16 protein-coding genes are annotated in these 12,184 nt (G+C 62.9%); 4 read left to right on the plus strand and 12 right to left on the minus strand.

Features of this window, described 5'->3' with window-relative positions; genetic code table 11:
- Nucleotides 1-78: 78 nt before the first annotated feature.
- A complete protein-coding gene (locus AC1DX4_RS05340; RefSeq protein WP_477219774.1) occupies nucleotides 79-387 on the minus strand; it encodes a zincin-like metallopeptidase domain-containing protein in 309 nt (102 codons plus the stop codon).
- Complete coding sequence (locus AC1DX4_RS05345; RefSeq protein WP_477219341.1) at nucleotides 384-896, minus strand: DinB family protein; 513 nt, start codon at nucleotides 894-896, stop codon at nucleotides 384-386. The genes AC1DX4_RS05340 and AC1DX4_RS05345 overlap by 4 nt, the downstream gene beginning before the upstream one ends.
- Nucleotides 897-1,087: 191 nt before the next feature.
- Here AC1DX4_RS05345 and AC1DX4_RS05350 point away from each other — a divergent pair, with 191 nt between their 5' ends.
- A complete protein-coding gene (locus AC1DX4_RS05350; RefSeq protein ID WP_477219342.1) occupies nucleotides 1,088-1,780 on the plus strand; it encodes a glutathione S-transferase family protein in 693 nt (230 codons plus the stop codon).
- Nucleotides 1,781-1,790: 10 nt separating this feature from the next.
- Here AC1DX4_RS05350 and AC1DX4_RS05355 read toward each other — a convergent pair whose 3' ends face one another.
- A complete protein-coding gene (locus AC1DX4_RS05355; RefSeq protein ID WP_477219343.1) occupies nucleotides 1,791-2,063 on the minus strand; it encodes a DUF2934 domain-containing protein in 273 nt (90 codons plus the stop codon).
- Nucleotides 2,064-2,356: 293 nt separating this feature from the next.
- Here AC1DX4_RS05355 and ndk point away from each other — a divergent pair, with 293 nt between their 5' ends.
- Nucleotides 2,357-2,779 (plus strand): nucleoside-diphosphate kinase, encoded by a 423-nt coding sequence (gene ndk, locus AC1DX4_RS05360; protein ID WP_354459573.1) that lies wholly within the window; start codon nucleotides 2,357-2,359, stop codon nucleotides 2,777-2,779.
- A 66-nt stretch (nucleotides 2,780-2,845) separates the two neighbouring features.
- Here ndk and AC1DX4_RS05365 read toward each other — a convergent pair whose 3' ends face one another.
- Together AC1DX4_RS05365 and AC1DX4_RS05370 are read right to left on the minus strand one after the other, a co-directional pair.
- Entirely contained in the window at nucleotides 2,846-3,652 is an 807-nt protein-coding gene (locus AC1DX4_RS05365; RefSeq protein WP_477219344.1) for an alpha/beta fold hydrolase, read from the minus strand.
- A 125-nt stretch (nucleotides 3,653-3,777) separates the two neighbouring features.
- A complete protein-coding gene (locus tag AC1DX4_RS05370) occupies nucleotides 3,778-4,152 on the minus strand; it encodes a hypothetical protein (protein ID WP_477219345.1) in 375 nt (124 codons plus the stop codon).
- Nucleotides 4,153-4,330: 178 nt separating this feature from the next.
- Here AC1DX4_RS05370 and AC1DX4_RS05375 point away from each other — a divergent pair, with 178 nt between their 5' ends.
- Nucleotides 4,331-5,134 carry a helix-turn-helix domain-containing protein gene (locus tag AC1DX4_RS05375; RefSeq protein WP_477219346.1) on the plus strand — a complete coding sequence of 268 codons (804 nt, stop codon included), beginning with the start codon at nucleotides 4,331-4,333 and terminating at the stop codon, nucleotides 5,132-5,134.
- Nucleotides 5,135-5,148: 14 nt separating this feature from the next.
- Here AC1DX4_RS05375 and AC1DX4_RS05380 read toward each other — a convergent pair whose 3' ends face one another.
- The 6 genes from AC1DX4_RS05380 to AC1DX4_RS05405 all read right to left on the minus strand — a co-directional run bounded on the left by AC1DX4_RS05380 (nucleotide 5,149) and on the right by AC1DX4_RS05405 (nucleotide 10,279).
- Nucleotides 5,149-5,913 (minus strand): YbaY family lipoprotein, encoded by a 765-nt coding sequence (locus tag AC1DX4_RS05380; protein ID WP_477219347.1) that lies wholly within the window; start codon nucleotides 5,911-5,913, stop codon nucleotides 5,149-5,151.
- A 96-nt stretch (nucleotides 5,914-6,009) separates the two neighbouring features.
- The gene (locus AC1DX4_RS05385) at nucleotides 6,010-6,489 is read right to left on the minus strand and encodes a molybdenum cofactor biosynthesis protein MoaE (protein ID WP_477219348.1); all 480 of its coding nucleotides are present in this window, start codon (nucleotides 6,487-6,489) and stop codon (nucleotides 6,010-6,012) included.
- A gap of 5 nt (nucleotides 6,490-6,494) precedes the next feature.
- Entirely contained in the window at nucleotides 6,495-6,752 is a 258-nt protein-coding gene (gene moaD / locus AC1DX4_RS05390; protein WP_032929596.1) for a molybdopterin converting factor subunit 1, read from the minus strand.
- Between the two features lies 1 nt (nucleotide 6,753).
- Nucleotides 6,754-7,350 (minus strand): CDP-diacylglycerol--glycerol-3-phosphate 3-phosphatidyltransferase, encoded by a 597-nt coding sequence (pgsA, locus tag AC1DX4_RS05395; protein WP_023673449.1) that lies wholly within the window; start codon nucleotides 7,348-7,350, stop codon nucleotides 6,754-6,756.
- 98 nt (nucleotides 7,351-7,448) lie between these two features.
- Entirely contained in the window at nucleotides 7,449-9,518 is a 2,070-nt protein-coding gene (gene uvrC / locus AC1DX4_RS05400) for an excinuclease ABC subunit UvrC (protein WP_477219349.1), read from the minus strand.
- A complete protein-coding gene (locus AC1DX4_RS05405; RefSeq protein WP_477219350.1) occupies nucleotides 9,515-10,279 on the minus strand; it encodes an SDR family oxidoreductase in 765 nt (254 codons plus the stop codon). Before AC1DX4_RS05405 ends, uvrC begins: the two co-directional genes overlap by 4 nt.
- Before the next feature lie 413 nt (nucleotides 10,280-10,692).
- On the opposite strand from AC1DX4_RS05405, the gene AC1DX4_RS05410 reads away from it, so the two are divergent.
- Complete coding sequence (locus tag AC1DX4_RS05410; protein WP_477219351.1) at nucleotides 10,693-11,349, plus strand: outer membrane protein; 657 nt, start codon at nucleotides 10,693-10,695, stop codon at nucleotides 11,347-11,349.
- Nucleotides 11,350-11,414: 65 nt separating this feature from the next.
- Here the strand turns inward: AC1DX4_RS05410 and AC1DX4_RS05415 are convergent, their stop codons facing one another.
- Nucleotides 11,415-12,011, minus strand: coding sequence for a glutathione S-transferase family protein (locus AC1DX4_RS05415; protein ID WP_477219352.1), 597 nt, complete (start codon nucleotides 12,009-12,011; stop codon nucleotides 11,415-11,417).
- Between the last annotated feature and the right edge of the window lie 173 nt (nucleotides 12,012-12,184).

A 12,184-nucleotide genomic window follows, 5' to 3' on the forward strand; every position in this document is an offset into this window, starting at 1 on the left:
CCTGACATAACCAATGGGGAAGTGTCACCACGTCATATAAAACAATGACGCACCCTCCGGGCGCGTCAAAGCATTTCGCTATGCAGCCTCTTCGAGCTGCTTCTCATCGACCTTGGGGAAGGCCTGGTTCCAAAGGAAGTCCGCCCCCTGCCCGGCATAGCTGGCGGCAGTGAAGATGGCTCTGGTGTCCTGCTTCAGCACCTTAAGCCAGTTATCGAGGTAGCTGGCCGACCGATACCCGGCAGGAATGCCGAGACGGGCACACAGAAAGGCGCTGCCCAGCTCCGCCACCAGCTCTTCGAAGGCGTATTGCTCGTCCCCGAAGCGCTTTCTTAGCTTCCGTCCACACCGCTTCTCTTGGGCAGTTGCGTGCTTCGGCCGTTTCAGGAGAAGACCCGGCCCTCGGGGGTGCGCTGGAAATTAATCAAGTCCAAACTGACGCTTGGCTTACCGAGCACAGTTAAGATGCCGTGCGCCTGGCCGCGGTGATGGGTCTGGTGGTTGAAAACATGCGCCAGCGCCGGCGCCAGACGCTGCGAGACGGTGCGCATATCCGATAGGGTCATATAGGTGAAGCGGCCCGACAGCGCCTTGTCGCTCATACCGCCGAGCCAGTCGATGATCCGCCGGTCCTCTGCCTCCCGCGCCATCCTCAGATGGGGCAAGGCCCGATGCAGGATGGCGTCCACCGCCGTCGGCGCGTCGCCTTCGCCGCTGAAGCGCTTCATCCAGACGCGGTCGGCGGCGAGCAGGTGGTTGAGCGTGCCCATCAGCGAGCGGAAGAAGGCGCCGACATCACGGTTGAATTCCTCATCGTCGAGATCGGCAGCGGCATCATAGATGCGGCCATTGGCCCATTGATTGTAGGCTGCAAACATCATGAAGTGCTGTTTCATCTTCTCTCCCGCCGCGCCTGTTTCGGGTGTCGGCGCGATACCTAGAGCAATTCACCGTTTCACGGAAACGGTGAATTGCTCTAACTGTTTGTTTAGACGCAATTCCCAAAGGAAAGCGCTACGCGCTTTTCCCGGGAAAACCGCTCGCACTTTTCCTGGAATTGCTCCAGACCGCAAAGGGACGCGCGCCAATGACGATTCTGCTTTATGATCTTGTCGGGCGTGACGAGAGCCGTCCATTCAGCCCGCATTGCTGGAAGGCAACGATGGCGCTGGCCCATAAGGGGCTCGATATCTCGACCGCGCCGACGCGTTTTCTCGAGGTCCCCACCATCGAGGGCGGCGCTTCGAAGACCGTGCCGGTGATCCGCGACGGCGACAAGGTCGTCATCGATTCCTTCGCCATCGCGCTCTATCTCGATGAGGCCTATCCGGATCGGCCGACGCTGTTTGGCGGCGAAGGCGGCAAGGCGATGGCGCGTTTCATCGAGCGCTGGTCCCAATTGACCATCCACCCGTACGTCACCATCGCTGCGATCGTCGATCTCCACACCATGCAGGACGAGGAGAACGCCACCTATTTCCGCCGGAGCCGTGAGCAACGCCTGGGCAAGCGGCTGGAAGACATCGTCGCGGCCCGCGACGCCGGGTTGGCGGCGTTTCGGGCGTCGCTTGAGCCGCTGCGCTCGATGCTGGGCTACCAGCCCTTCATCGGCGGCGCCTCGCCGCTGTTTGCGGACTATATCGTCTTCGGCGCGCTGCAATGGGCGCGCATCGCCACGCCCTATCAGCTGCTCGAAAACAGCGACATCGTGGCGCAATGGTTTGCCCGCTGCCTCGACCTGCATGGCGGGCTGGGACGAAAGGTTGCCGCGGCAGCCTGACGCCGTAGGGCTATTTGGCTGCTGCCTTCTTCGGCTTGCTGGGCTTTTTGGCAGCCTTGGCCACCTTACCTTGGGCCTCCTTGGGCTCGGCCTTTGCCTTGCCGGCGCCGGCTGCCTTCTTGGCTGGCGTTTTGGCTGGCTTGCCCGTGGCATCCTCACGGTCGACGTCGGCTGCCGCCTGGTGCCAATGGCGTTCGTGGTGGCCGGCCGGTTGCCCTTCTTCCTGCCAGATCTGATGTGCGCGGTTGCGAATGCGCTCCTGACGATCGTCTGCCATGGTCATGTTGTCTCCATTCGGGCCGACTTCAGCGCGGCGCCGACACGCGACTATAGCAAGCAAAGCGTTGCTGTGCAGCCATCTGATCGTGCCTCCTGGCTTGCCTTGTCGACATCAGCCTTGCATAAAAACACACACCGTTCCGGCCCTTCGCTGCCGCTTCGGGTGTTCGTCACTCGGAAAGCCAAGCAATTGGCTTTCCGCCCGCTTCGCGGGCCGCTCCTCACCCCTTGCTCTGGCTCCGGGCGGCTTGTATAGAGCCCGCCACTCTCAATTCCATTCTCAGACAAGGACGACCCATGGCGCTCGAACGCACCTTTTCCATGATCAAGCCGGACGCAACCCGGCGCAACCTCACCGGCGCCATCACCAAGATGCTCGAAGACGCCGGCCTGCGCGTCATCGCTTCGCGCCGCGTCTGGATGAGCCGTCGTGAGGCCGAAGGCTTCTACGCCGTCCACAAGGACCGCCCGTTCTTTGGCGAGCTGGTTGAGTTCATGTCCTCGGCCCCGACTGTCGTGCAGGTTCTTGAAGGCGAGAACGCCATCGCCCGCAACCGCGAAGTGATGGGCGCCACCAACCCGGCCAACGCCGCCGAAGGCACCATCCGCAAGGTGCACGCGCTGTCGATCGGCGAGAATTCGGTGCACGGCTCCGATGCACCTGAGACCGCGGCGGAAGAGATCAAGTACTGGTTCTCGGACACCGAGATCGTCGGCTGAGCCGACACTGCCAAATCTGATGCAAAAAGGCCGGCGTTTCGCCGGCCTTTTTCATTGGTGATTCGATCAACTCTCGCGCACGAATTGCAGTATGTCGGCATGCAGCCGGTCCATATGCGTGTACATGATGCCGTGTGGCGCACCTTCATAGACAAGGAAGCGGCAATCAGGGATCAGTTTCGCCGACGGCATGCCGGTCAGTTCGATCGGCGCCGAGCGGTCGCGGTCGCCATGGATGAGCAGCGTCGGAAGCGTGATTTCGCGCAATTCGGTGCGAAAATCCTGCTCGACCATGTCGCGGCTGCAGGCGAGCGCCACGGGAACGGAAACCTGCACCAGGGTGTAGCCCCAGCGCACCATGCCGGGCGACGTCTCCGGAATGAAGAACGGCGCGATGTTGTCGGCCACCCACTTTGGATAGTCGTGCTTCCACAACGCCCACAGAGCCTCGAAACCGTCCCGGGGCGCGCCACCCGGATTGTCGTCGGTCTTGAGCAGCATCGGCGTCATCGGCGCCAGCAGGACGAGCCGCTTGACGCGATCTCTGCCATGCCGGGTGAGGTAGCGCACCGCCTCGCCACCCGCCATGGAATGACCGACCAGGGTGATGTCGGTAAGATCGAGTTGCTCGATCAGTGTGGCGACATCGTCGGCGAAAGTATCGTGGTCATAGCCTTGGGACGGATGATCGGAGCGGCCGTGGCCGCGACGGTCGAATGCGATACAGCGGAACCCTTGCTCGGCGAAGGCGGCCATCTGGTAATCCCACATCTGGCTGCCAAAGCCGAGGCTGCTGAGGAAGAGCATCGGCTGCCCCTGCCCCCACTCGCGCCAATAGAGCTGCGTCCCGTCGGCTGTTGTGATGAAAGGCATTTTCGTCTCCTCGAGCGTTTCACCATTTCACGGAAACGGCGAACCGCTCTATCTCTTTGTTTTTACGCAATTCTGGGCGGAAAACCGCTCACACTTTTCCTGGAATTGCTTTGGCTTGAGCCCGTTCAGGCCGGGACGAACTGGTAGTCGACCAGGATGCGGCCCTGGTCGTCGACGGTCAGGACTTCGAGGCCGGTCGCCAGCACGGTGTCGCCATCGGTCGGCAGCATCTCCCAGGTGAAGGTGACGACGTCGTGCAGCAGGCGGGCATTCGAGACGGCGCGGAACCGGTTGCCGTCGTCGCGGATATTCTTCTCGTGCGATCCGCGTACCCGTGCCTCGAGCGCCTCGTAGCCGCGCATCGCGCGTTCGCCGACATAGTGCTGGCCGTCGGGCACCCACAGGGCGGCAATGCCCGCGCGGCGACGCTCTGCGTCCGTCTCGTTCCACACGGCGACATAGCGGTCGGCCAACGCCTTAGCATCCAGGGACCTGGTCATGATTTTCACTCCATCTGTTTGCGAGAACGGCAATGCACCGCCTTTTCGGAGGAGAGAATTCGCCGGGTGGAGGATCGAAATCCATGACCTCGAAGGTCAAAAAGCGACGGTCTGGTCACGTCGAATTTGACCTTGCAGGTCATTGAACCGTGACGCCGTCGCGCGATAGGTTCCGGCAATGACACTGCACCAGACACCCTTCGGCGTGCTGCTGCGGCGCTGGCGCGAGCAGCGCCGGATGACGCAGACCGATCTCGCTTTGGCGGCGAACAGTTCGACCAGGCATCTGTCCTATCTCGAGACCGGACGCTCGCGGCCAAGCCGGGAGATGATTGTGCGGCTGGCCGAATGCCTTGCCGTGCCGCTGCGCGATCAGAACACGCTGCTGCTCGCGGCCGGCTTTGCGCCCGGCTTCCAGGAGCGCTCGCTGGCGGAGCTGGAAGCGGCCAGGACAGCGATCGACAGCGTGCTGCAGGCGCACAAGCCCTACCCTGCCTTCGCCGTCGACCGCCATTGGAACGTGGTGTTGTCGAACTCGGCGTTGCCGCAGCTCTATGAGGGATGCTCAGCCGACCTCATGCGCAGCCCGGTCAATTCCGTGCGCCTCATCCTGCACCCGGCCGGCATGGGTCCGCGCATCCTGAACTTCGCCGCGTGGCGCGCGCATACGGTGCATGTGCTGCGCCAGCAGATCGAGGCGCGCGCCGACCCGGTCATCCAGGGCCTGCTGGCCGAAGTGATGGCCTATCCCTCGCCGGCCGGCTCCGATGCAGCGGAAGGGCTGGAAGCGGCGCAGCGGCTGGCAACGCCGCTGCGCATCGCAACGCGCCTCGGCAACGTGTCCTTCCTCAACACCACCACCGTTTTCGGCACGCCCAACGATGTGACGCTGGCGGAGCTTGCCCTGGAAATGCTGTTTCCGGCCGACGACCAGACCATCGAGATCGTCAAGACCATGGTCAAGGAGACGGCTGCGATGTGACGCCGATGCGGAAATCAGCTCGCGGCGCTGAAGCGCAGGATTTCGCGGCCGTCCTTGTCTGATACTGTGAGCTTGCCGGCATCGACCTTGTATGACGCCGCCTTGGCCAGTGCATCGAACAAGGCCTTTTCCTCGGCCATCACCTCCGGCGCGCAAGCCTTGTAGGTCGAGCCGATCTCGCTGATCGCGATCGCCTGGCCATCGACCTTCGCCGTGGCAAAATAGGTGTTGCAGGGGCCACTGCCGCCAGCCTTGCCGGCCTCGCTGACCCGGAACGTCGCCTGCGGCGCGGTGATGGCGCCGATGCCGTCGACATAGTCGACCACCCAGACTTGGCCAAAGACAGCATCCGCAGACTCGGCGTTCGGCGCCACCATCTTGAGCATGATGGTTTGCGGCGCGTCGGTCAGCGGATCGACTTGATGGCGCACGTCGGAGATGAACATCAGCTTGCCATCGACTGTGATACGCGCCTGCAGCGCATAGGTCATCTGCGACCGGATCGCCGATGGATCGAATTTGATCTCGAAGCTGATCGGCACCTGGCCGGCCGGCTTGACAGTCTGCTCGCCAATGATCTTGGCCGGCGCGTCGGCAAGCGACATATCGGCAAGTTGGACGGAAAGTACGGCGCTGGGCGGCAGGGCGATGCGCTCGCGATAGATCACCTCGCCTGTCACCGTCTTTTCGGCGGCCACGGACAGTTCCGGCACCGCCAGGATGCCGATGACCAGAGGCACGAAACCGAAGACGAAGAACTCCGCGAGCCTATCCAGCATGACCGCCTCCCTTGCCTCGGACTGCCAACGCCTAGGCTGATCAACCGCGCCCAATTGGCCAAAGGATTGCGGTCAATGCATGACTGCGACAGGGATTTATTCGGACGGCGACTTCCAGCGCCCGGCCGCATGGGAGTCGGCTTCCTTGGCCTCGACCCAGCCGCCCTCGGAGCCATCAACGCGATGCTCCTTCTTCCAGAAAGGCGCGCGCGATTTGAGATAATCCATAAGGAAGTTCGCCGCCTCGAACGCTGCCTGGCGATGGGCCGAGGCGGCCACCACCAGCACGATGTTTTCGCCCGGCGCGATCTTGCCATGGCGGTGGATGACGGTGAGGCCTTGCAGCGGCCAGCGCTGAACCGCCTCAGCGGCGATGCGGCCGATCTCGGCCTCCGCCATGCCGGGATAGTGCTCGAGTTCGAGTGCCGAGAGCGCGCCCTGCTCGTCGCGGCAAAGGCCTGAGAAAGAAACCACCGCTCCGATATCGGCGCGGCCTTGCGTCAGCCCGGCAATCTCGGCGGCGACGTCGAAATCCTGGCGCTGGATGCGCACGCTTGGCACCAGGACGGCCGACATGGGTGTCAGCCCCCGGTCATCGGCGGGAACAGCGCGATCTCGCGCGCGCCCGCTATCTTCTCGCGATGATCGACATGTTCCTGGTTGATGGCAACGCGGATCACGTCGGGATATTGCAGCGCGTGCTCGTAGCCCTCGCCGCGCGATTGCAGCCAGCGCAAGAGGTCGGCGACTGTCTCGATGCCGGCGGGCAGTTCGACGTCTTCCTCCGATGTGCCGATCCGTTCGCGCACCCAGGCGAAATAGATGAGACGGGTCGTCATCTCACTCGTCCATGATGTGCTTGAGGCCGGCGCGGAAATAATCGTAGCCGGTGTAGAGCGTGACGAGTGCCGCGATCCACAGCAGCACCAGGCCGGTCTGCGTCGTCAGCGGGAAGATCTTGTCGCCGGCCGGCCCCGCCAGCAGGAAGGCGATGGCGACCATCTGGATGGCGGTCTTCCATTTGGCGAGCTGCGTCACCGGCACCGAAACCTTGAGCGCCGCCAGATATTCGCGCAGGCCCGAGACCAGGATTTCGCGGCACAGGATGATGATCGCCGCCCAGAGCGACCAGCCGGCGATGCCGGCATGGCGATCGGTGTCGGCGGCCAACAACAGCAGACAGGTGGCGACCAACAGTTTGTCGGCAATCGGATCGAGCATCTTGCCGATGTTGGAGGTCTGCTGCCAGGCGCGCGCCAGATAGCCGTCCAGGTAATCGGTGATGGAGGCGAGCAGGAAGATGATCAGCGCCGACCAGCGGGCGAAGTCGCTCGATTTCAGATGGCCTTCGAGAAAAAAGCACAGCACGACCAACGGCACCGCGACGATACGGGCGTAGGTCAGCATGTTGGGCAGGTTGAACGCGCGCTTGGCCATGTCTAGGAGACTCTTTCTACCTGCGTACTCAAATCAGAAGCTGTTGTAGGGGGTCAACAGGCCAAAATCGATTGGCCAGCCGAAATACCCGGAATCGGTCAGCTCTCGTGGAAATGATTGTAGACCAGTTTGGCGACCTGTTCGGAAATGCCCTCGACTTTCCTCAGATCCTCGATCGCCGCGCGGCTGACCGCCTTGGCGGTGCCGAATGCCAGCAGCAGCGCGCGCTTGCGGCCTGGGCCGATGCCGGCGATCTCGTCGAGTGGGCTCTTGACCATTTCCTTCTTGCGCCGGGCCCGGTGCGAGCCGATGGCGAAGCGATGGACCTCGTCGCGCAGGCGCTGGACGAAATAGAGCACGGGGTCGCGCACCGGCAGCGAAAACGAGTCCTTGCCCCTGACGAAGAAGCGCTCGCGGCCGGCATCGCGGTCCTGGCCCTTGGCGATGCCGATCGCCACGACGCGATCCTCGATGCCGAGATCGGCGAGAATCTTGCGCACCGCCGTCATCTGGCCCTGGCCGCCATCGATCAGGATGACGTCGGGCCAGGCCGGGAAATTGCCTGAGATATCGTCTTCGATGTCATCGGCCGCCTCGCCCGCTGGCGCGGCGTCGGCCACGGCGATATCGCCATGTTCCTTGAGCAGCCGCGAAAAGCGCCGCTCCATGACCTCGCGCATCATGCCGAAATCGTCGCCCGGCGTGATCTCGGTCGAGCGGATGTTGAATTTCCGGTACTGGTTTTTCACGAACCCTTCCGGTCCCGCGACGACCATGGCGCCGACGGCATTGGTGCCCATAATGTGCGAGTTGTCGTACACTTCGATGCGTACCGGCGGCTTGGCCAGACCGAACGTCTCGGCGAAACCGGCAAGCAATCGCCCTTGCGTCGAGGTTTCGGCCAGCCTGCGGCCCAACGCCTCACGGGCGTTCTGCAGGGCGTTGTCGGTCAGGTCCTTCTTCTCGCCACGCTGCGGCACCGAGATCGCCACCTTGCGGCCGGCGCGGGTGGAGAGCGCCTCGGCCAGCAGTTCCTGATCCTCGACGCCGTGCGACAGGAGGATGTTCCGCGGCGTCGGCTTGTCGTCATAGAACTGCGCCAGGAACGAGCCCAGCACTTCGGCGGCTTCCAGCGCCGGGTCGGCTTTCGGGAAATAGGCGCGGTTGCCCCAGTTCTGGCCAGTGCGGAAGAAGAACACCTGGATGCAGACCTGGCCGCCTTCCTGATGGATGGCGAAGACATCGGCCTCGTCGACGGTCGCCGGGTTGATGCCTTGATGGCTCTGCACATGCGACAGAGCCGCCAGCCGGTCGCGATAGATGGCCGCGCGCTCAAAATCGAGGTCTTGCGAGGCCTGCTGCATGGCCGCCGAAATCTCGGTCTTCACCTTCTGGCTGCGGCCCGAGAGAAAGTCCTTCGCCTCCTCTACCAGTTCGACGTAGCCCTCATGCGAGATTTCACCGGTGCAGGGGCCGGCGCAGCGCTTGATCTGGTACAGAAGGCATGGCCGCGTGCGGTTTTCGTAGAACGAGTTTGTGCAGCTCCTGAGCAGGAAGGCACGCTGCAGCGAATTGATGGTGCGGCCGACGGCGCCGGCCGAGGCGAAGGGGCCGAAATAGTCGCCCTTGCGCGACCGCGCACCGCGATGCTTGTAGATGCCGGGCGAGAGATGATCGCCGGTCAAAAGGATATAGGGGAACGACTTGTCGTCCCGCATCAGCACATTGAACCGCGGCCGCAAGCGCTTGATAAGATTGGCTTCGAGCAGCAGCGCTTCGATCTCGGTGCGGGTGACGACGAACTCCATCGTCGACGTCTCGCGCACCATGCGGCCGATGCGATTGGTGTGGAACCGGCCTTGCGCGTAGTTGGTGACGCGCTTCTTCAGGCTGCGCGCCTTGCCGACATAGAGCACGTCGCCGGCGGCGTTCATCATGCGGTAGACGCCGGGCGCGTTGGGCAGCCGCTTGACCAGCGTCTGGATCACTTCGGCGCCGACCATGCCTTCAGCGTCGCCGGCATGCGGCGTCCAGTCGATGGCCGTGAAGGCGACATCCGGGCCGATCGGTTCGACGATCTCCTCCAGCGCCTCGTCCTCGAGGTCGATTTCGGGAGGCAGATCATCGGCGCCGCCGCGCGGCTTGTTCTTTTGGTCTAGAGGACTCATTCCGTCATGCCTGTCACATCGGGCGTCTGCCATGCAAGATGCTGGCCGCCATCGAGCGCGATCATCTGGCCGGTGACCGATCGCGCCTCCCAGAGATAGCGGATGGTGGCGCCGAATTCAGGCAATTCCGGGCCGCGCTTCAGGATCAGGCCGGCGAGTTGCGCATCAAAATCGGAATCGTCCTGGCGCGCATTCTTCAGCGTCGGGCCCGGACCGATTGCGTTGACGCGAATGCGGGGCCCGAGCGCCTGCGCCAACATCTGCGTCTGGGTCCACAAGGCGGACTTCGACAGTGCATAGGAGAAGTAGCGCGGTGTCGGCCGCCAGACGCGCTGGTCGATGATGTTGACGATCAGCCCGTCGCGCCCTTCCGGCAAGGCGCTGGCGAAATTCTGTGCCAGCAGCGCCGGCGCTTTGACGTGAATGGCAAAGTGGCGATCCCAAGCTTGCCAGTCGAAATCCTCAATGGAATCATCGACGAAGAGCGAAGCGTTGTTGACCAGCAGCGAGATCGGCCCGAGCGCGGCCTCCGCCTGGCCGACGAGGTCGCTGACAGCATCCATGTCGGTCAGGTCGGCGCTTACCACCGCCGCGCGGCCGCCAGACTGGTTGATCCCTGCGGCCAAGGAATCCGCCTCATCGTGCGAGCGATTGGCGTGGATGGCGACGGCAAATCCATGGCTGGCGAGGTCTTCGACAATTGCCTTGCCGATCCGTTTCGCCCCGCCCGTCACCAGCGCCGCGGCAGTGGCTTTGCTCATCTGTTGTCAATCCTCAATTTCGGCCCGAAAACACGACGCCGACGAAATATGGCCCGGCATGCGTTAAATGGCGTTCTCACCTGGGGCAGCATTGTGGCGAAGTGCCAGGTTCGGCATCCCGACTCGTCTTGGAGTCGGAAGCGCTGGATCGCAATATAGGACGCTGGACTCCTTGCACCAAGCGGTGTGCAGCGCAGCATGAAATGGCTGCTGACATTTCGCTGTTGCGAAGATGCAACGTCAAGGTTCCGCCTCATTCGCGCCGGGGAATGACCCAAGTTCAGGTTCGCTTCAGCCGCATTTTGACACGACATTTGGAACCGACGAACGCCAGATCCGTTTCACCCCCCGGACGGGTTGATGGCGATCGTGAGAAACAAGCCTGTGTCCTGTGGCTTAAGGAGTAAAGAACAATGCAAGCCAATCTTAAATTCGCACGACCGCTGGTCGTCGCGCTCGGGCTCTTCGCCCTCGGTGGTACTGCCTATGCCGCAGACGTCGTCCAGGAAGAGCCGCCGGCACCCGCTCCGGTTGCCGAACTGCCCGTCGCATCCTGGGCCGGCCCCTACGCCGGTCTGAATGTTGGCTACGGCTTTAGCGGCCGTACCAAGGAAAAGGATTTCGGCGATTCGACCGACACCAAGGGCTTCGTCGGTAGCGTCTTCGGCGGCTATCAGTGGCAGCAGGAGAACTTCGTGTACGGCGGCGAAGCCGAACTCGGCTACAACGGCGTCAAGGGCGACGACAACGGCATCAACTCCAAGGGCGGCTTGGAAGGCTCGCTGCGTGCCCGTCTCGGCTACGCTGTGACCCCGGAAATCCTGCTCTATGGCACCGGCGGTCTCGCCGGCAAAAGCCTGAAGGTCGAGGATACCGTCCTCGGCGCCAGCGACACCGCTACCATGCTCGGCTGGACCGCCGGCGTCGGCACCGACATCAAGCTGACCGACAACATCTTCGGCCGTGTCGAGTACCGCTACACCGACTTCGGCTCGAAGGACTTCGACGGTATCGGCAAGGTCAAGGCCACCGACAACCGCGTCACCTTCGGCGTCGGTATGAAGTTCTAAGTCGTTCAAGCCACGACACGAAAAAGCCGGGCCTCGCGCCCGGCTTTTTTTGTGCCTGGCTGTTCTCAGCCCGGGACCGCCGACTTCAGTTCCGGAAACTTCTCGTCAAAACGCGCCGCCCAGCGGGTCAGCCGGCCACGGCCCTTTTCCCATTTGCCGGCGAAGCGCAGGGAGAGATAGCCGAGGCAGGCACGCAGCGCCATCTGACCGGCGGTGATCTTCTTCGGCAGTTTGGGCGGGTTGGCATTGAGCAGATCGAGCGCGGCGGTGATCTTCGCCCACTGGCGGTCGAGCCAGGGCTGATAGACCATCTCCTCAGGCCGGGTGCGGCGCTCATAGACCATCGACAGCGCGCTATCGCAGATACCGTCAGCCAGCGCCTCCAGCACTTCCGCTTCCAGCCGCTTGTCGGGATTGCGCGGGAATAAGCCGTTCTTCGAAATCCGGTTGAGGTGCTGGGTGATGGCGCGGCTGTCGTGAACCGAGCGGCCATCATCGAGCACCAGAACCGGGATCTTGCCGAGTGGATTGGCGCCGATCAGTTCGGCCGGTTTGTCCTCGGTCTTGACCGGCACCAGATCGAGCGCGATGCCGGCATAGGCCGCGGCCATCCTTACCTTGGAGCTGTACGGAGAGGCAGATGCATAGAGCAGCTTCGGCATGATCGGTTTCCTGTTTGCAGGCGTCCACTGTTGACTGGACAAGCGCTCGCGATCAACCGCCAGAGCGCAAAAAAACAGCGGCCAGAAACCGGTTGTGGTTTCCGCCCCAGACATCGCGACAGGCCTACAGGCTGATACGCTGGAAAACACGAGCAAGCGACGACGGCAGGCTG

The sequence above is a fragment of the Mesorhizobium sp. P3_A8 genome, assembly GCF_056402995.1.

Bases quoted from the DNA above. Each gene is read 5' to 3' on its own strand.
- AC1DX4_RS05345 (WP_477219341.1), bottom strand. From the start codon at position 896: ATGAAACAGCACTTCATGATGTTTGCAGCCTACAATCAATGGGCCAAT.
- AC1DX4_RS05350 (WP_477219342.1), top strand. From the start codon at position 1,088: ATGACGATTCTGCTTTATGATCTTGTCGGGCGTGACGAGAGCCGTCCA.
- AC1DX4_RS05355 (WP_477219343.1), bottom strand. From the start codon at position 2,063: ATGACCATGGCAGACGATCGTCAGGAGCGCATTCGCAACCGCGCACAT.
- ndk (WP_354459573.1), top strand. From the start codon at position 2,357: ATGGCGCTCGAACGCACCTTTTCCATGATCAAGCCGGACGCAACCCGG.
- AC1DX4_RS05365 (WP_477219344.1), bottom strand. From the start codon at position 3,652: ATGCCTTTCATCACAACAGCCGACGGGACGCAGCTCTATTGGCGCGAG.
- AC1DX4_RS05370 (WP_477219345.1), bottom strand. From the start codon at position 4,152: ATGACCAGGTCCCTGGATGCTAAGGCGTTGGCCGACCGCTATGTCGCC.
- AC1DX4_RS05375 (WP_477219346.1), top strand. From the start codon at position 4,331: ATGACACTGCACCAGACACCCTTCGGCGTGCTGCTGCGGCGCTGGCGC.
- AC1DX4_RS05380 (WP_477219347.1), bottom strand. From the start codon at position 5,913: ATGCTGGATAGGCTCGCGGAGTTCTTCGTCTTCGGTTTCGTGCCTCTG.
- AC1DX4_RS05385 (WP_477219348.1), bottom strand. From the start codon at position 6,489: ATGTCGGCCGTCCTGGTGCCAAGCGTGCGCATCCAGCGCCAGGATTTC.
- moaD (WP_032929596.1), bottom strand. From the start codon at position 6,752: ATGACGACCCGTCTCATCTATTTCGCCTGGGTGCGCGAACGGATCGGC.
- pgsA (WP_023673449.1), bottom strand. From the start codon at position 7,350: ATGGCCAAGCGCGCGTTCAACCTGCCCAACATGCTGACCTACGCCCGT.
- uvrC (WP_477219349.1), bottom strand. From the start codon at position 9,518: ATGAGTCCTCTAGACCAAAAGAACAAGCCGCGCGGCGGCGCCGATGAT.
- AC1DX4_RS05405 (WP_477219350.1), bottom strand. From the start codon at position 10,279: ATGAGCAAAGCCACTGCCGCGGCGCTGGTGACGGGCGGGGCGAAACGG.
- AC1DX4_RS05410 (WP_477219351.1), top strand. From the start codon at position 10,693: ATGCAAGCCAATCTTAAATTCGCACGACCGCTGGTCGTCGCGCTCGGG.
- AC1DX4_RS05415 (WP_477219352.1), bottom strand. From the start codon at position 12,011: ATGCCGAAGCTGCTCTATGCATCTGCCTCTCCGTACAGCTCCAAGGTA.